Source organism: Stutzerimonas stutzeri, assembly GCF_024448985.1.
In the GTDB taxonomy this organism is placed as follows: Bacteria; Pseudomonadota; Gammaproteobacteria; order Pseudomonadales; family Pseudomonadaceae; genus Stutzerimonas; species Stutzerimonas stutzeri_AP.
In genome coordinates this window covers 216,727-233,647 of sequence record NZ_JAMOII010000003.1, presented here as the reverse complement: position 1 = coordinate 233,647, position 16,921 = coordinate 216,727, and the positions used below count along the sequence as shown (strand labels likewise).

The following is a 16,921-nucleotide window of genomic DNA, read 5'->3' as shown; positions in this document are numbered from 1 at the left end:
CGCATGACTCATCCCAACACGCCGCCACGGCCCAACCCATTGGCCTGGGTCGCAGGCAGCGATGCGCCGGAAAAGCACGTCGTCAATCTCGGCTTCATGGCCCTGACCGATGCCGCATCGCTGATCGTTGCCGCCACGCAAGGCTTTGCTCAACCCTACGGCTTGACTCTCAACCTGCAGCGGCAGACGTCCTGGTCGAATATTCGCGACAAGTTGATCGAAGGTGAACTGGACGCCGCGCATGGCTTGTACGGCCTGATCTATGCCGTGCATCTGGGTATCGGCGGCAGCGCGCCGGTCGACATGGCGGTGCTCATGGGTCTGGCTCAGAACGGCCAGAGCATCAACTTGTCAAGCACACTCAAGTCGTCTGGCGTGACCGATCCCGAAGCGCTCAGCCGCAGCGTGCGCCAGAGCGGTGCAAAACTCGTCCTGGCGCAGACCTTCCCCACCGGCACGCATGCCCTCTGGCTGTACTACTGGCTGGCCGCCCACGGCATCCATCCACTGAAAGACGTACGTACGCTGGTGGTGCCGCCTTCACAAATGGTGGCGCACCTGCGGGCAGGTCGCATCGATGGCTTCTGCGCCGGCGAGCCCTGGGGCGCACAGGCGATACGGGAAGACATCGGCTTCACTCTGGCCACCAGCCAATCGATCTGGCCCGCCCATCCGGAAAAGGTGCTGGGCTGCACACGCGCCTTCGTCGAGCAATATCCCAACACTGCCCGTGCACTGGTCATGGCGATCCTCGAAGCCAGTCGCTTTATCGACGAGAGCCAGGAGAATCGGCGCAGCACCGCGCAGTTGATCGCCGGCAGCGGCTACGTCGATGCACCGGTGGCCGCCATCGAGCCGCGTTTTCTCGGCCAGTATGAAGACGGCCTGGGGCGCGCCTGGCAGGACGAGCACCCGCTACGCTTCTTCGGCAATGGCGAGGTGAACATGCCCTACCATTCCGACGGCCTCTGGTTCATGACCCAACTGCGCCGCTGGGGCCTGTTGCGCGAAGATCCGGACTACCTCGCCATTGCGCAGAAGGTGCAGCAAACCAGCCTCTACCGCGATGCGGCGACGACATTGAACATTTCAGTGCCGGACTCGGTCATGCGCAGCGCCGTGCTGATGGATGGCAGTCGCTGGGACGGCAGCGATCCGGCCGTCTATGCACGCAGTTTCGCCTTGGATGGCCTAACCGAAACCGCCGCGCTGCTCGAGCCGAGCTAAGGGAGAAAGCCATGCTTCGCGTCCTGCTGATCGACGATACGCCTCGCAAGGTTGGTCGCCTGCGCGCCGCGCTGATGGAAGCCGGCTTCGAGGTGATTGAGGAATCCGGCCTGACCATCGACCTGCCCGAACGAGTCGAAGCGATTCGCCCCGACGTAGTGCTGATCGACACCGACTCACCTGGCCGAGACGTGATGGAGCAGGTGGTGATGGTCAGCCGCGATCAGCCGCGGCCCATCGTCATGTTCACCGACGACGACAACCCCGACGCCATGCGCCAGGCGATTCGCGCCGGCGTCAGCGCCTATATCGTCGAAGGCATCCAGGCTCAACGCCTCAAACCGATCCTGGATGTGGCGATGGCCCGCTTCGAAAGCGATCAGGCCATTCGTGCGCAACTGCAGGCGCGCGATCAACAGTTGGTCGAGCGCAAGCGCATCGAGCTGGCCAAGGGCATGCTGATGAAAATGAAAAGCTGCAACGAGGAAGACGCCTATACATTGATGCGCCGCCAGGCCATGAGCCGCCAGCAGAAGCTGATACAGGTAGCCGAGCAGATCATCGCCATGAACGAACTGCTCGATCGGTAACGACTGTCCGGCAAAGGTGCGCGCAGCTTCAACGTTGCACCACCGCTGGGCGTTTCGCCTCAGCAAGACGAGCTGAGCGGCCATGCTTCGCTGAAAGGCACCCCATTATCTTGGCCGCAGAGTCAAGCGGCATTGATGCTGCTCATTGGCAAGAGTCTTGCCTGCCTTCACGTAGCATTAACCACGCACAACGCCGGCTGACAGAGGGGTGCTGAACAGCACAAGCCTCAATGAGATTCGCTCCAAACGCTGATCGAACAAAAAAGAAGGATATCTGAATGGCCATGATCGCGACCTTGGTAATTGCCTGCCTGCTGGCATTGCTCGGCCATTACCTGAACCGGATTGCAAGCGCACAGCATCATCAGCGAGTCGAAGCGCTACGCACTAAAACAAAGCGCGACTGGAAAGCATCTGTATGAGATTCGGCGCTCCGCACAATAGACCATGAGCTCTCGCACGTTACTTGCAGCGCTGCTGTGGCGAGCCGATGGCGCTCGCGCTGTGCTCCGGCGTTAGCTGTGGCGGACATAGTGGCTACGCTAGAATGCGCGCCTTCGATCACCAGCCGAGCATTTCATGGCCCGCCTCACTTTGCAGTTTCCCGAAGACCAATTCTGCTTCACCACGCAACTGACCGTACGCATCACCGACATCAACGCCGGTAATCATCTGGCCAACGATTCGATGATCTCGATGATCTCCGAGGCCCGCGCGCGCTTTCTGTTCGCCTACGGCATCGCCGAGACCAGAAAGGACGGAAACGGCATCATCGTCACCGACCTCGCCACTACCTACAAAGCCGAAGCCCATGCGCGCGATGTGCTGCTGTTCGAAGTCGGCGTGATGGACTTCAACCGCTATGGTGGCGACATCACCTTCCGCATCACCCGCCCCGCCGATGGCACCTTGATCGCCATGGCCAAGTCCGGTTTCGTTTTCTACGACTATCTGAACAAGCGCGTCGTACCGATGCCCAGCGAGTTCGACGCCAAGTTCCCCAAGGTCAACCGCATCAGCTGAAAAACGCTCCACTTCGAAGCACGACGCACCTGAGGTGCGCCCATTTCGCTCGGCAGCGAAGCCCTGGCTGCGCGCGAAGCCTTGAAATGTCAGGCTTCGGCTCTTTGGCACAGCTAATGCTTAGTACACATCAGGTAGCCAAAGGCGGTTACTCACAGACATGACAAAGGCGTCGCGTTGCCCCGTTGAGACTGACGGCGGTTTCGCGGCGCTTTTTCGTTTGCCCCAGGGATCGGGGCGCGAATGGCAACGACCCCGCCACTCGCAACTGCTTCGAGCACTGCCGCAGCCGGATCGGCTGGGCGGTCATCGCATATCCGCCGCCCATTTCGGCGCGTCGGCTGCACTTGTCTAGCGTCTAGTGAGGTGTTCGATGAATACGAGTTTCTGGAAAGCCGGCCATACGCCGACGCTGTTCTCTGCCTTTCTCTACTTCGATTTGAGTTTCATGGTCTGGTACGTACTCGGCCCGATGGGCGTGCAGATCGCTGCCGATCTCGGGCTGACCACGCAGCAGCGCGCCTTTATGGTGGCTACGCCGATCCTCTCCGGCGCCGTTCTGCGCCTGGTGCTGGGTATGCTGGCCGACCGCACCTCACCGAAGGCAGCCGGGCTGTTCGGCCAGATCGTGGTGATCGCCGCGCTGTTCGTAGCCTGGCTCCACGGCATCCACAACTATGAGCAGGCGCTGCTGCTCGGCCTGTTCCTCGGCATGGCCGGTGCCTCCTTCGCCGTGGCGCTGCCGTTGGCGTCACAGTGGTATCCGCCGCAGCATCAGGGCAAGGCGATGGGCATTGCCGGTGCCGGCAACTCCGGGACCGTGCTCGCGGCGCTGTTCGCGCCAGTGCTGGCTACGATGTTCGGCTGGAGCAACGTATTCGGCCTGGCACTGATCCCGCTGGTGCTGACGCTGTTTATCTTCGCCAGTGTGGCCAAGAATGCGCCGAACCGTCCCGCGCCGAAGTCCTTCGCCGACTACATGAAGGCACTGGGTGACCGCGACAGCTGGTGGTTCATGTTCTTCTACAGCGTGACGTTCGGCGGCTTCCTCGGACTGGCCAGCACCCTGCCCGGCTATTTTCACGACCAGTACGCGTTCGACCCGGTCAAGGCCGGCTACTACACCGCCGCCTGCGTATTCGCCGGCAGCTTGTTGCGGCCGCTGGGCGGCGCGCTGGCCGACCGTATCGGCGGCATCCGCTCGCTGCTGGTGATGTATACCGTGACGGCTATCTGCTTGTTTATCGTCGGGTTCAATCTGCCAAGCTCGACGGCTGCGCTGGCGTTGTTCGTCGTTGCCATGCTCAGCCTTGGGGCCGGCAACGGCGCGGTGTTCCAGTTGGTGCCGCAGCGCTTCAACAAGGAAATCGGCGTGATGACCGGGCTAGTCGGCATGGCCGGCGGCATCGGTGGCTTCTTGCTCACCGCAGGTTTGGGCGCCGTCAAGCAGGCCACCGGCGACTACCAGCTGGGTCTCTGGCTGTTCGCCAGCCTGGGTGCGTTGGCCTGGTTCGGCCTCTATGGCGTGAAGCGTCGCTGGAGAACCACCTGGGGTTCGGCGGCAATGACAGTGGCAAGGGTATAGAGGGAGCAGCTAAAAGCTGGAAGCTGGAAGAGGTGCATTTAGCTTCTAGCTTCTAGCTTCTAGCTTCAGGCTAAACCTGATCGCATCGGATCGACTTATGCCCCTTCAACTTTCCTTCGGCGAAGCCACCGCAACCGGTCCGCGTGCAGAAAATCAGGACGCGCTGCGTATCGTCACGCCAACGCTAGGCCTCGCGGCTAGCAAGGGTGCGCTGTTCGCTATCGCCGACGGTGTCAGCCAGTGCGCGGACGGCGGCCTGGCGGCGCGGGCGACGCTGCAGGCACTGGCCACTGATTACTACGCCACACCGGAAACCTGGACCGTCGCGCAGTCGCTCGACCGAGTACTGGTTGCCCACAATCGCTGGCTGCAAGCCAACGGTGGCGGGCAGCCGCTGCTGACCACATTGACCGCGCTGGTGCTGCGTGGGCGGCGCTTTACCCTTGCCCACGTCGGTGACTGCCGGGCTTATCGCTGGTATGACGGCCAGCTACAGCGGTTGAGCGAAGACCATGTGTGGGACCAGCCGAACATGCAGCACGTGCTCAAGCGTGCCATGGGCCTGGATCAGCACCTGGTGATGGATTACCTCGACGGCGAGCTGCGCCTCGGCGAAACCTTCGTGCTGCTGAGCGACGGCGTCTGGGCCAGCATCGCCGAGCGCGATATCCGGAACATTCTCGGTTCCGAAACTGATCTAACCAGCGCAGCCAGAACGTTGGTCGATCTCGCGCACCAGAACGGCAGCCAAGACAACGCCAGCGCCCTGCTGCTGCGGGTCGACGAACTGTCAGAAGCGGTACTTGCCGATTCGCTCGCTCAGCTGGCCGATTGGCCGTTGCCACCCCGATTGCGGCTCGGCCAGACATTCGAAGGCTGGTACATCGAGGCGTTGCTGGGCGAATCGCGCCAGTCGCTGGTCTACCGTGTGCGCGATCAACAGGGTCAGCCCTGGCTGCTCAAGACTTTGCCACCGAGCCGGGCGGACGAACTCGAAGCCGGACCAGCGTTGCTGCAGGAGGAATGGTTTCTGCGCCGGGTCGCAGGCCGCCATTACCCCGAGCTCCATGACCTGCCCCGGCGCCAGCACCTGTATTACGTGCAGCGCGAATACAGTGGGCAGACCCTCGTACAGCGCTTCACTCAACAAGGCCCGATGTCGCTGCCCGACTGGTTGCAGATGGCGCCACGCCTGATCCGCGCGCTGGGTATGCTGCACCGACGCAACATCCTGCACCGCGACATCAAACCGGAAAACCTGCACCTGGATGACGCCGGCGAGCTGCGCCTGCTGGATTTCGGCCTGGCCTATTGCCCGGGGCTGTCCGAGGACCAGCCGCACAACTTGCCGGGCACGCCGAGCTATATCGCCCCTGAAGCCTTTGCCGGCGCGGCGCCAAGCCGGGAACAGGACATCTACGCAGCTGGCGTCACGCTCTACTACCTGCTCACCGGTCACTACCCCTACGGCGAGGTGGAAGCCTTCCAACGGCCCCGTTTCGGCAACGCTGTGCCGGCCAGTCGCTATCGACCCGATCTGCCCCAATGGCTGGATGACATGCTCAAGCGCGCCGTCGCGGCAGAGCCCGCACAGCGCTTCGAAACAGCCGAAGAATGGCTATTGGTACTGGAACAGGGTGAGCGCCTGGCAAACAGCACGCCGTCGCGGCCATTGCTCGAACGCGAACCGTTGAAGGTCTGGCGCGGCATCGCCCTGCTCTCGCTGTTGTTGAATCTGGCTCTGCTGGCGTGGCTAGGTAAAAACGGCTAGCGATCAACGCCGAACGATCAGCCCCTGGCGCGCAACACGGGTCAGCTCGCGCACGCACTCCTCAAGCCGTTCGCCGCTCGGCGCCTGGATGACTGCCAGATCGAAATTATTCGTGGCGAAATGCGCCAGCGATTCATCGGCACCGGTGAATTGAACGAGAAAAGCGCGCGGCTTTCCCCAGCGCTTCGGCCAACCGTCCAAATAGCGCAACAGCGACGGCTGATGATTGCCACCAAGGAGAATTTTCGGATTGCTGCGGACCAGCCCGCTGGTGATGGGGGCCAAACGTAGAGAGGTGCGTTGCGATGCATTCATGAAAGATATCCCGCCTCGAGGATTCCGCTGGGCAGCGGTGGGAGGCGACACCGAACCAGCGCTTTAGCGGTATTTCGAAGCCTTCGGCTCCAGGCGCCCCGCAAGTAGCTGACTAAATCGGCGCATGAGGCGAAACAATAAAAAGCGACACGGGTGCTGTCAACGGCGAATTTTCCGCGTGCTAGATAGTTTGGCTGCACCAGTGCTGCACGGCGCGCATCATAGCGGTGCAAAAACACAGTCTCACCACGCCCCGTCGCTGGCGCTAAGCGGCGGAAAGCAAGCCTACACAGGGTTGGCACAGCCCCTGCATTGTCAAGAGCAACATCAAGCCGGGCCTTCAATGTGGAGGGCCGGGCTCCGAATACGGAACAAGGACAAAGGCGTCCTCACCGGTTAACTGGTGGGGGCGCCTTTTTCGTTGACGCCCAGCTCGCGCGGAGAACGGTATGAAAAAACTCAGACTCGTGATGATCGGCAATGGCATGGCCGGGGTTCGTACCCTGGAGGAACTGCTCAAGCTCGCCCCTGATCTCTACGACATCACGGTATTCGGCGCCGAGCCCCATCCCAACTACAACCGTATCCTGCTTTCGCCGGTATTGGCCGGCGAGCAAACCTTCGAGGAGATCGTGCTCAACGACCTCGACTGGTATGCGAAGAACGGCATCCGCCTGCTACTCAACCGCAAGGTGATTCAGATCGACCGGATCAGGCGTCGGGTGATCGCCGAAGACGGCAGCGAAGCCGAGTATGACCGCCTGCTCATCGCCACCGGTTCGACACCCTTCATCCTGCCGATACCCGGCAATCAGCTCGACGGGGTGATCGGCTATCGCGATATCGCCGACACCCAGGCGATGCTGGGCGCCGCCAGGAACCACAGGCACGCTGTGGTAATCGGCGGCGGATTACTCGGGCTGGAAGCGGCCAACGGCCTGACGGCGCGCGGTATGCAGGTGACCGTAGTGCACCTCGGCGAATGGCCGATGGAGCGCCAGCTCGACCAAAGCGCCGGCACCCTGCTGCAGAAGGCATTGGAAAGCCGCGGGCTGACCTTCAAGATGAACAAGCAGACCGCCGAACTGATCGGTAACGATCAGGGGCGGGTCCAGGCCGTACGCTTCGCCGATGGTGAGGTGATCGACGCCGATCTGGTGGTCATGGCTGCTGGTATTCGTCCCAATAGTGCGCTGGCGGAGCAAGCCGGAATCCCCTGCGACCGCGGCATTCTGGTCAACGACACCCTGCAAACCTTTGACCCCCGCATCTATGCCGTTGGTGAATGCGCCAGCCATCGGGGCACCGCCTACGGGCTGGTCGCGCCCTTGTTCGAACAGGCAAGGGTCTGCGCCAATCACCTGGCGATGCTGGGATTCTCCCGTTACCCGGGTTCGGTGACGTCGACCAAGCTGAAGGTCACCGGAATCGACCTGTTCTCCGCCGGTGATTTCATCGGCGGTGAAGGCACCGAAACCATCACCCTCTCCGACCCCATCGGCGGCGTGTACAAAAAACTGGTGATCAAGGACGACGTCCTCGTCGGCGCCTGCCTGTACGGCGATACCTCCGATGCCGGCTGGTATTTTCGCCAGGTGCGCGAAGGTCAGAACGTCAGTGATATTCGCGATTGCCTGATGTTTGGTGCGACCGGCTTAGGCCAGCCCGCTTCGGGCGTGGAGAGCGAGGCGCTACGCAGCAATAGTGAATCCGTTCGGTTGTCACCCGATAGCACAACCGAATGTGCGTGACAGCGCACCAAGCCCACCAGGTCAGGAGAGAAAACGCTATGCGCCAGACCACTGCCTCCACCTGCTGCTACTGCGGCGTCGGCTGCGGCGTGCTGATCGAGCACGACGGCGAGCGCATCCTTAATGTCGCCGGCGACCCGAATCATCCAGCCAACTTCGGCAAGCTGTGCAGCAAGGGGTCGACCTTGCACCTGACCGGTGATTTGGACGCTCGCGCGCTCTACCCCGAGTTGCGCCTGGGCAAAGACCTGGCCCGTACCCGCACCGACTGGGATAGCGCGCTCGACCATGCCGCCCATGTATTCGCCGAGACGATCACCAAACACGGCCCGGACAGCGTCGCCTTCTACATCTCCGGCCAGTTGCTGACCGAGGATTACTACGCGTTCAACAAGCTCGCCCGCGCGCTGGTTGGCACCAACAACATCGACTCCAACTCGCGCCTGTGCATGTCGTCCGCCGTGGCCGGTTACAAGCGCAGCCTCGGCGCTGACGCGCCGCCGTGCAGCTACGAAGACATCGAACAGAGCGACTGCCTGCTGATCGTCGGCAGCAACATGGCCTATGCCCACCCGGTGCTGTTTCGTCGCCTGGAGGAAGCCAAGGCGAAGAGGCCGCAAATGAAAGTCATCGTGGTCGACCCGCGACGCACCGACACCTGTGGCCTGGCCGACCTGCACCTGGCGATCCTGCCGGGCAGCGATGTCGCGCTGTTCCACGGCATTCTGCACATACTCTTGGACGAAGGCCGGATCGATCGGGACTTCATCGAGACCCACACCGACGGCTTCGAAGAACTCAGGCATATGGTGGATGAGTACAGTTCGGCCAAGGTAGCGGACCTGTGCGGCATCAGCGTCGAAGAGTTGCAGACCTGTGCTCGCCTGATTGGTAGCGCGCCTAGCTTTCTTTCGCTGTGGTGCATGGGCGTAAACCAGTCGACCTCCGGCAGCGCCAAGAACAGCGCGCTGATCAATCTGCACCTCGCCATGGGCCAGATCGGCAAACCCGGCGCCGGCCCCTTCTCGCTGACGGGCCAGCCCAACGCCATGGGCGGACGCGAAACCGGCAGCCTGTCCAACCTGTTGCCAGGCCATCGCGAATCTGGCAACGCGGGGCATCGTGCCGAAGTCGCTAATTATTGGAACGTCCCGGCGCTGCCTGATACGTCGGGCCTGTCCGCGATAGAGCTGTTCGATGCCGTACGCAGCGGCAAGGTCAAGGCGCTGTGGATCGCCTGCACCAATCCCGCGCAGTCGATGCCGGACCAGCAGAGCATTCATCAAGCGCTGGCGGCGTGCCCTTTCGTGGTCGTCCAGGAAGCTTTCTTTACCACCGAGACCTGCCGCTACGCTGATTTGCTGCTGCCCGCGGCCAGTTGGGGCGAGAAGGACGGCACCGTGACCAACTCCGAGCGCCGTGTCAGCCATGTGCGACGCGCCATTCCCGCACCGGGCGAGGCGCGCGCCGATTGGTCGATCACCTGTGATTTTGCTCGCCGTCTGGAAAGCCTGATGCGCCCCGATCAGGCGAGCCTGTTCGCGTTCGACACCGCCGCCGCGCTGTTCGAGGAATACAAACTGCTCACCCAGGGCCGTGACCTGGACCTGTCCGGTCTCAGTCATGCGGTGATTGATCAGCTCGGCCCGCAACAATGGCCCTTCCCTGCCGGCAGCCAGCGAGGCACGCCGCGGCTCTACGGCGACGGCGTGTTCCCGACCGATGACGGCCGCGCACGCTTTATCGCCGAGCACTATCAGGCGCCGAAGGAGAAACGCGAAACCCAGTTCCCGCTTACGCTGAACACGGGTCGCCTGCGCGATCACTGGCATGGCATGAGCCGCACCGGCACCGCAGCGCGCCTGTTCGGCCATGTCGAAGAAGCGCTGCTGAGCATGAGCGTCGAGGACATGCGTAGCCGTCGGCTGCTCGATGGCCAACTGGTCAAGGTTCGCAGCCGCCGTGGCGAATTGCTGTTGCCGGTACGCGAGGATGACGGCCTGCGTACTGGCCAGGTCTTCCTGCCGATGCATTGGGGTGATCGCTTCCTCAAGGGGCTGGGCGTCAACCGGCTCACGTTGCCGGCATTCGACCCGATTTCGAAGCAACCCGAACTCAAGCACGCCGGTGTCGAGGTGGAAAAGATCGAGCTGCCCTGGCAGTTCTTCGCCCTCGTCGAAGGCTCGGTGCAGCAACGTTTCGAGGCGCTGCGCCCATTGTTCGAGGGGTTCGCCTACGCCAGTTTCAGCCTTGCCGGGCGCGACCGGGCAGCGTTGGTGATCCGCGCCGCTGGTAGCGAGGCGCCGAGCACAGCGTTACTGGCGCAGCTCAATCAATTGCTGCGACTGGATGAAGGTCCGGTGCTGATCTACGACGACCCGCGACGCAGCGTTGGCAAGCGGGTGCGCATCGAAGAGGACCGCATCGTCGCCATCAGCCTTTCCGGCGAAACCGCCGCACGCCACTGGCTGAAGCAGCTCTGGCTCGACGGAAAGGCCGATCCGGCGCTGCGCCGCTGGTTACTCGCCCCGCTAAGCAAGCCGCCTGGCGGTGATATTCGCGCCAGCAAGATTCTATGCAACTGCATGAACGTCAGCCAGGACGCGGTCTGTGCGGGAATGGAGCGGGGCCTCGATTTGGATGGTTTGAAGCGTGAACTGGGCTGTGGAACCAGCTGTGGTTCCTGCGTACCGGAAATCAGGCGACTGCTGATGAAACAGCCAACGATGGCCTGAACAAAATCCATGGCGGAACAGGCGATGCATAGCGCATGGCCAACATGATCGCAGCAGCATGAGAGGTAGATACATGAGCGCAAAAGTATGGCTGGTGGGCGCAGGTCCCGGTGACCCGGAACTACTGACACTAAAGGCCGTGCGGGCCTTGGGCGAGGCGCAGGTGGTGCTGATCGACGATCTGGTCAATCCCGCCGTACTCCAACACTGCCCGAACGCGCGGGTGATCCCGGTGGGCAAGCGCGGTGGCTGCCGCTCGACGCCGCAGGCCTTCATCCATAGATTGATGTTGCGCTACGCACGCCAGGGCAAGTGTGTGGTGCGCCTGAAAGGCGGCGATCCGTGCATTTTCGGACGCGGCGGTGAAGAAGCGGAATGGCTGGCGGAGCGTGGCGTCGAAGTGGAGATCGTCAATGGCATAACCGCAGGCCTTGCCGGCGCGACTCAATGCGGTATTTCGCTGACCCATCGCGGCGTCGCCCGTGGCGTTACCTTGGTTACAGCACATACGCTGGATAACAGCAGTCCCGAGTGGCACGCGCTGGCGAAAACCGGCACGACACTGGTCGTCTACATGGGCGTCAGCAGCCTGCATCAGGTACAGGCTGGCCTGATCGAAGGCGGTCTGCCGGCGTGGACCGCCGTCGCGATGATCGAAAACGCCTCCCTTACGCAGCAACGCGAATGCCGCTCCAGCCTGGCGGACATGTGCCGCGATGCCCTGGCCTTTCAGCTAAAAAGTCCGGCAATTCTCGTAATCGGTGAGGTTGCTGCGTACACGAAGGCCATGCTCGATGACTGCGTAGCATAAGTAAACAGATGCACAGGCCCAACCACGCGAAGATTGCGACAGCCGGTCACTGCCTCTGCAGAAGGCCGGCCCGGCGCCGTTTCGCGGCCTGCAACTATTGAGTGACATCAAATAAACGTCAGAAATACTTCAATATGTTTCATGTAGAAACATGTACTTTAACTTTAGGTAGGCATAGAATGCCCGGCCATTAGGGGTTGCGACGCTTGGTCGCTGTCGCAAGCTGGACATAATAAAGCCGTTCCGCTAAGGGGCCCGGCATGCCTGATGTATCCCTGTCCCATAATTGGGGCTTCGCTGTATTTGTTCTCGGCGTTATCGCGCTATGCGCATTCATGCTTGGCGTATCCAGCCTGCTCGGCAGCAAAGCCTGGGGCCGCGCCAAGAACGAGCCCTTCGAGTCAGGCATTCTCCCCACGGGCAACGCCCGGCTGCGTTTCTCCGCAAAATTCTATCTGGTCGCGATGCTCTTCGTGATCTTCGACGTTGAAGCCCTATATCTCTTTGCCTGGGCTGTCTCGGTGCGCGAAAGCGGCTGGGCGGGCCTCATTGAAGCTACCGTATTCATAGCAATTCTGTTGGCGGGTCTTGTCTACCTTTGGCGGGTGGGTGCGCTCGATTGGGCGCCATCCAGCCGTCGCGAGCGACAGGCGAAGCTAAAACAATGAGGCTCTTCACATGCAATACAAACTTACCCGGATCGATCCGGATGCGGTCAATGACCGTTATCCGATCGGCCAGCAGGAGACTGTTGCCGATCCACTAGAAGACCAGGTTCATCGCAACATCTACATGGGCAAGCTGGAAGACGTGCTGAGTGGCGCGGTCAACTGGGGGCGCAAGAATTCCCTCTGGCCGTACAACTTCGGCCTGTCGTGCTGCTATGTGGAGATGACCACGGCCTTCACCGCGCCTCATGACATCGCCCGCTTCGGTGCCGAGGTGATCCGCGCTTCGCCGCGCCAGGCCGACTTTATGGTCATTGCCGGCACCTGCTTCATCAAAATGGCGCCCATCATCCAGCGCCTCTACGAACAGATGCTCGAACCCAAGTGGGTCATCTCCATGGGTTCGTGCGCCAATTCCGGTGGTATGTACGACATCTACTCGGTCGTTCAGGGGGTCGACAAGTTCCTCCCCGTGGACGTGTACATACCCGGCTGCCCGCCCCGCCCCGAGGCGTTCCTGCAAGGCTTACAACTGCTGCAGGAGTCCATCGGCAAGGAGCGCCGCCCGCTTTCCTGGGTCGTCGGTGATCAAGGCGTTTATCGCGCCGAGATGCCGTCGCAGAAGGAACAGCGACGCGAACAGCGTATCCAGGTCACCAACCTGCGCAGCCCCGACGACGTGTGATTCCGGCCTTCCCCACGGAAGGCACCCGCACACCCAAACGTTGACCGAAAGCGACCGAGATCATGACTGCAGGCAATGCTCTGTACATCCCGCCCTACAAGGCTGACGACCAGGATATCGTCGTCGAACTGAACGCGCGCTTCGGCGCCGAGACCTTCACGCTGCAACCCAGCCTGACCGGCATGCCGGTGCTCTGGGTACCCCGCGAAAAGCTCATCGAGGTGCTGAGCTTCCTGCGCCAGGTGAGCAAGCCCTACGTGATGCTCTACGACCTGAGCGCCACCGACGAGCGCCTGCGCACTCAGCGCCGCGGCCTGCCTGCCGCCGACTTCAGCGTCTTCTATCACCTGATGTCGCTGGAGCGAAACAGCGATGTGATGATCAAGGTCGCGCTCCGCGAAGGCGACATGAACCTGCCCACCGCCGTCTCCGTCTGGCCCAACGCCAACTGGTACGAGCGCGAAATCTGGGACATGTTCGGCATCACCTTCGATGGCCACCCGTTCCTCACTCGCATGCTGATGCCGCCGACCTGGGAAGGCCATCCGCTGCGCAAGGACTACCCGGCGCGCGCCACCGAGTTCGATCCCTACAGCCTGAATGCCGCCAAGCAGGACCTGGAGCAGGAAGCCCTGCGCTTCAAACCCGAGGACTGGGGCATGCAGCGCCACAGCGAGCACGAGGACTACATGTTCCTCAACCTCGGCCCGAACCACCCTTCGGCCCATGGCGCTTTCCGCATCATCCTGCAGCTCGATGGCGAGGAAATCCTCGATTGCGTACCGGAGATCGGCTACCACCATCGCGGCGCCGAAAAGATGGCCGAGCGCCAGAGCTGGCACAGCTTCATCCCCTACACCGACCGCATCGACTACCTCGGCGGGGTGATGAACAACCTGCCCTACGTGCTGGCGGTGGAGAAACTCGCCGGCATCAAGGTGCCGGACCGCGTCGACTTCATCCGCGTGATGATGGCCGAGTTCTTCCGCATCCAGAACCACCTGCTCTACCTCGGCACCTACATCCAGGACGTCGGCGCCATGACACCGGTGTTCTTCACCTTCACCGACCGCCAGCGCGCCTACCAGGTGATCGAGGCCATCACCGGTTTCCGCATGCACCCGGCCTGGTACCGCATCGGCGGCGTCGCCCACGACCTGCCGCGCGGCTGGGACAAGCTGGTGCGCGAATTCCTCGACTGGATGCCCAAGCGCCTCGCCGAGTACGAAAAGGCCGCGCTGAAGAACAGCATCCTCATCGGTCGTACCAAGGGCGTAGCCGCCTACAACACCAAGGAAGCCCTCGAATGGGGCACCACCGGTGCCGGCCTGCGCGCCACCGGCTGCGACTTCGACATTCGCAAGGCACGCCCCTACTCCGGCTACCAGCATTTCGACTTTGAAGTGCCGCTGGCGGTCAACGGCGACGCCTACGACCGTTGCATGGTGAAGATGGGCGAGATGCGCGAGAGCCTGAAGATCATCGAGCAGTGCCTCAAGCACATGCCCGAAGGCCCCTACAAGGCCGACCACCCGCTGACCACGCCGCCGCCGAAAGAGCGCACGCTGGAGCACATCGAGACCCTGATCACGCACTTCCTGCAGGTCTCCTGGGGTCCGGTGATGCCGGCCAACGAGAGCTTCCAGATGATCGAAGCGACCAAGGGCATCAACAGCTACTACCTGACCAGCGACGGCAGCACCATGAGCTACCGCACGCGCATTCGGACGCCCAGCTTCCCGCATCTGCAGCAGATCCCCTCGGTGATCCGCGGCAGCATGATCCCGGACCTGATCGCCTATCTGGGCAGCATCGATTTCGTTATGGCCGACGTGGACCGCTGATATGAGCACTGTTATCAAGACTGACCGTTTCGTCCTCAGCGAAACCGAACGCTCGGCCATCGAGCACGAGATGCACCATTACGAAGATTCGCGCGCGGCCAGCATCGAAGCGCTGAAGATCGTCCAGCAGCAGCGCGGCTGGGTACCGGACGGCGCCTGCGATGCCATCGGCGAGGTGCTCGGCATCCCGGCCAGCGACGTCGAAGGCGTGGCCACCTTCTATAGTCAGATCTTCCGCGTGCCGGTGGGCCGCCACATCATCCGCGTCTGCGACAGCATGACCTGCTACATCGGCGGCCATGAAAACGTGCTCGACAGCATCAGGAATGAAATCGGCATCGAGCCCGGCCAGACTTCCGCCGATGGCCGCTTCACCCTGATTCCGGTGTGCTGCCTGGGCAACTGCGACAAGGCCCCCGCGCTGATGGTCGACGACGACACCTTCGGTGACGTTCAGCCCGGCGGCGTCGCCCAGTTGCTGGAGGCCTATCAATGAGCGTCATGAAGCAATTGGCATCTTTCGGCCCGGCCAACCGCATTGCCCGTAGCGAAGAAACCCATCCGCTGACCTGGCGCCTGCGTGACGACGGCCAGCCGGTATGGCTCGACGAGTATCGCCAGAAGAACGGCTACAACGCGCTGCGCAAGGCGTTGGCCGACATGGCCCAGGCCGATATCGTGCAAACGGTGAAGGAATCCGGCCTCAAGGGCCGTGGCGGCGCCGGCTTTCCCACGGGCGTGAAGTGGGGCCTGATGCCCACCGACGAATCGCTAAATATCCGCTACCTGCTGTGCAACGCGGACGAGATGGAGCCCAACACCTGGAAGGATCGGCTGCTGATGGAGCAACTGCCGCACCTGCTGGTGGAAGGCATGATCATCAGCGCCCGCGCGCTCAAGGCCTACCGAGGCTACATTTTCCTGCGCGGCGAATACGTCGACGCGGCGCGCAACCTCAACCGCGCCATCCTTGAGGCCAAGGCCGCCGGCCTGCTGGGCAAGAACATTCTGGGCTCGGGCTTCGATTTCGAGCTGTTCGTGCATACCGGCGCCGGCCGCTACATCTGCGGCGAAGAAACCGCGCTGATCAACTCGCTGGAAGGCCGTCGAGCCAACCCCCGCGCCAAGCCGCCCTTCCCCGCCGCCGTCGGCGTCTGGGGCAAGCCAACCTGCGTCAACAACGTCGAGACCCTGTGCAACGTGCCGGCAATCATCGGCAACGGCGTGGAGTGGTACAAGTCGCTGGCGCGCCCCGGCAGCGAAGACCACGGCAGCAAGCTGATGGGCTTCTCCGGCAAGGTGAAGAACCCCGGCATCTGGGAACTGCCCTTCGGCATCACCGCGCGCGAGCTCTTCGAGGACTACGCCGGCGGCATGAAGGATGGCTACACCCTCAAATGCTGGCAGCCCGGCGGCGCTGGCACCGGTTTCCTGTTGCCCGAGCACCTCGAGGCGCAGATGTACGCCGGCGGCATCGCCAAGGTCGGCACGCGCATGGGCACCGGCCTGGCGCTGGCCGTCGACCACACCGTCAGCATGGTCTCGCTGCTGCGCAACATGGAAGAGTTCTTCGCCCGCGAATCCTGCGGCTGGTGCACGCCGTGCCGTGACGGCCTGCCCTGGAGCGTGAAGACCCTGCGCGCACTGGAGCGCGGCCAGGGCACGCGCCAGGACCTGGACATCCTGCTGCGGCTGGTGGACTTCCTCGGCCCGGGCAAGACCTTCTGCGCCCACGCACCCGGCGCGGTAGAGCCGCTGGGCGCCGCGATCAAGTACTTCCGGGACGAATTCGAGGCGGGTGTCGCCCAGGCGGCAACCGCGCCTCCGCAGCCGGCATGAAGAATTGAAAGACGCTGAAGGCTGAACGCTGGACGAACGAGCCGTACGGCCTCGTCCAGCCCTGATCTCGACCTTCA

Annotated in this window: 14 protein-coding genes and 1 pseudogene; 14 read left to right on the top strand and 1 reads right to left on the bottom strand. The window is 62.4% G+C overall.

What is annotated here, in order from left to right:
* The first annotated feature begins 3 nt into the window (after nucleotides 1–3).
* From NA647_RS06650 to NA647_RS06625, 6 genes are all read left to right on the top strand, one after another.
* Nucleotides 4–1,227 carry a CmpA/NrtA family ABC transporter substrate-binding protein gene (locus tag NA647_RS06650; RefSeq protein ID WP_256056959.1) on the top strand — a complete coding sequence of 408 codons (1,224 nt, stop codon included), beginning with the start codon at nucleotides 4–6 and terminating at the stop codon, nucleotides 1,225–1,227.
* Nucleotides 1,228–1,238: 11 nt separating this feature from the next.
* Nucleotides 1,239–1,817, top strand: coding sequence for an ANTAR domain-containing response regulator (locus NA647_RS06645; protein ID WP_256056958.1), 579 nt, complete (start codon nucleotides 1,239–1,241; stop codon nucleotides 1,815–1,817).
* Nucleotides 1,818–2,095: 278 nt separating this feature from the next.
* Complete coding sequence (locus tag NA647_RS06640) at nucleotides 2,096–2,239, top strand: hypothetical protein (RefSeq protein ID WP_256056957.1); 144 nt, start codon at nucleotides 2,096–2,098, stop codon at nucleotides 2,237–2,239.
* 157 nt (nucleotides 2,240–2,396) lie between these two features.
* Entirely contained in the window at nucleotides 2,397–2,840 is a 444-nt protein-coding gene (locus NA647_RS06635) for a thioesterase family protein (protein ID WP_256048196.1), read from the top strand.
* Nucleotides 2,841–3,213: 373 nt separating this feature from the next.
* A complete protein-coding gene (locus NA647_RS06630) occupies nucleotides 3,214–4,425 on the top strand; it encodes an MFS transporter (RefSeq protein ID WP_256056956.1) in 1,212 nt (403 codons plus the stop codon).
* A gap of 97 nt (nucleotides 4,426–4,522) precedes the next feature.
* Nucleotides 4,523–6,196 (top strand): bifunctional protein-serine/threonine kinase/phosphatase, encoded by a 1,674-nt coding sequence (locus NA647_RS06625; RefSeq protein ID WP_256056955.1) that lies wholly within the window; start codon nucleotides 4,523–4,525, stop codon nucleotides 6,194–6,196.
* A gap of 3 nt (nucleotides 6,197–6,199) precedes the next feature.
* Here NA647_RS06625 and NA647_RS06620 read toward each other — a convergent pair whose 3' ends face one another.
* Nucleotides 6,200–6,511, bottom strand: coding sequence for a class I SAM-dependent methyltransferase (locus tag NA647_RS06620; RefSeq protein ID WP_256056954.1), 312 nt, complete (start codon nucleotides 6,509–6,511; stop codon nucleotides 6,200–6,202).
* A 449-nt stretch (nucleotides 6,512–6,960) separates the two neighbouring features.
* On the opposite strand from NA647_RS06620, the pseudogene NA647_RS06615 reads away from it, so the two are divergent.
* From NA647_RS06615 to nuoF, 8 genes and pseudogenes are all read left to right on the top strand, one after another.
* Nucleotides 6,961–8,172, top strand: a pseudogene (locus tag NA647_RS06615) (NAD(P)/FAD-dependent oxidoreductase); the annotation flags it as partial.
* A 128-nt stretch (nucleotides 8,173–8,300) separates the two neighbouring features.
* Nucleotides 8,301–10,997: a nitrate reductase gene (locus NA647_RS06610; RefSeq protein WP_256056953.1), complete on the top strand. Its 2,697-nt coding sequence runs from the start codon at nucleotides 8,301–8,303 to the stop codon at nucleotides 10,995–10,997.
* Nucleotides 10,998–11,070: 73 nt separating this feature from the next.
* A complete protein-coding gene (gene cobA / locus NA647_RS06605) occupies nucleotides 11,071–11,808 on the top strand; it encodes a uroporphyrinogen-III C-methyltransferase (protein WP_256056952.1) in 738 nt (245 codons plus the stop codon).
* 260 nt (nucleotides 11,809–12,068) lie between these two features.
* Nucleotides 12,069–12,476 (top strand): NADH-quinone oxidoreductase subunit A, encoded by a 408-nt coding sequence (locus tag NA647_RS06600; RefSeq protein ID WP_131648471.1) that lies wholly within the window; start codon nucleotides 12,069–12,071, stop codon nucleotides 12,474–12,476.
* Between the two features lie 10 nt (nucleotides 12,477–12,486).
* On the top strand, nucleotides 12,487–13,161 hold the full coding sequence (locus NA647_RS06595) for a NuoB/complex I 20 kDa subunit family protein (RefSeq protein WP_014852512.1): 675 nt from the start codon (nucleotides 12,487–12,489) through the stop codon (nucleotides 13,159–13,161).
* 62 nt (nucleotides 13,162–13,223) lie between these two features.
* Nucleotides 13,224–15,005, top strand: coding sequence for an NADH-quinone oxidoreductase subunit C/D (nuoC, locus tag NA647_RS06590; protein ID WP_256056951.1), 1,782 nt, complete (start codon nucleotides 13,224–13,226; stop codon nucleotides 15,003–15,005).
* A gap of 1 nt (nucleotide 15,006) precedes the next feature.
* Nucleotides 15,007–15,501, top strand: coding sequence for an NADH-quinone oxidoreductase subunit NuoE (gene nuoE / locus NA647_RS06585; protein WP_256056950.1), 495 nt, complete (start codon nucleotides 15,007–15,009; stop codon nucleotides 15,499–15,501).
* A 5-nt stretch (nucleotides 15,502–15,506) separates the two neighbouring features.
* Nucleotides 15,507–16,844, top strand: a complete 1,338-nt coding sequence (gene nuoF, locus NA647_RS06580; RefSeq protein ID WP_256057075.1) for an NADH-quinone oxidoreductase subunit NuoF — start codon at nucleotides 15,507–15,509, stop codon at nucleotides 16,842–16,844.
* The last annotated feature ends 77 nt before the right edge of the window (nucleotides 16,845–16,921 follow it).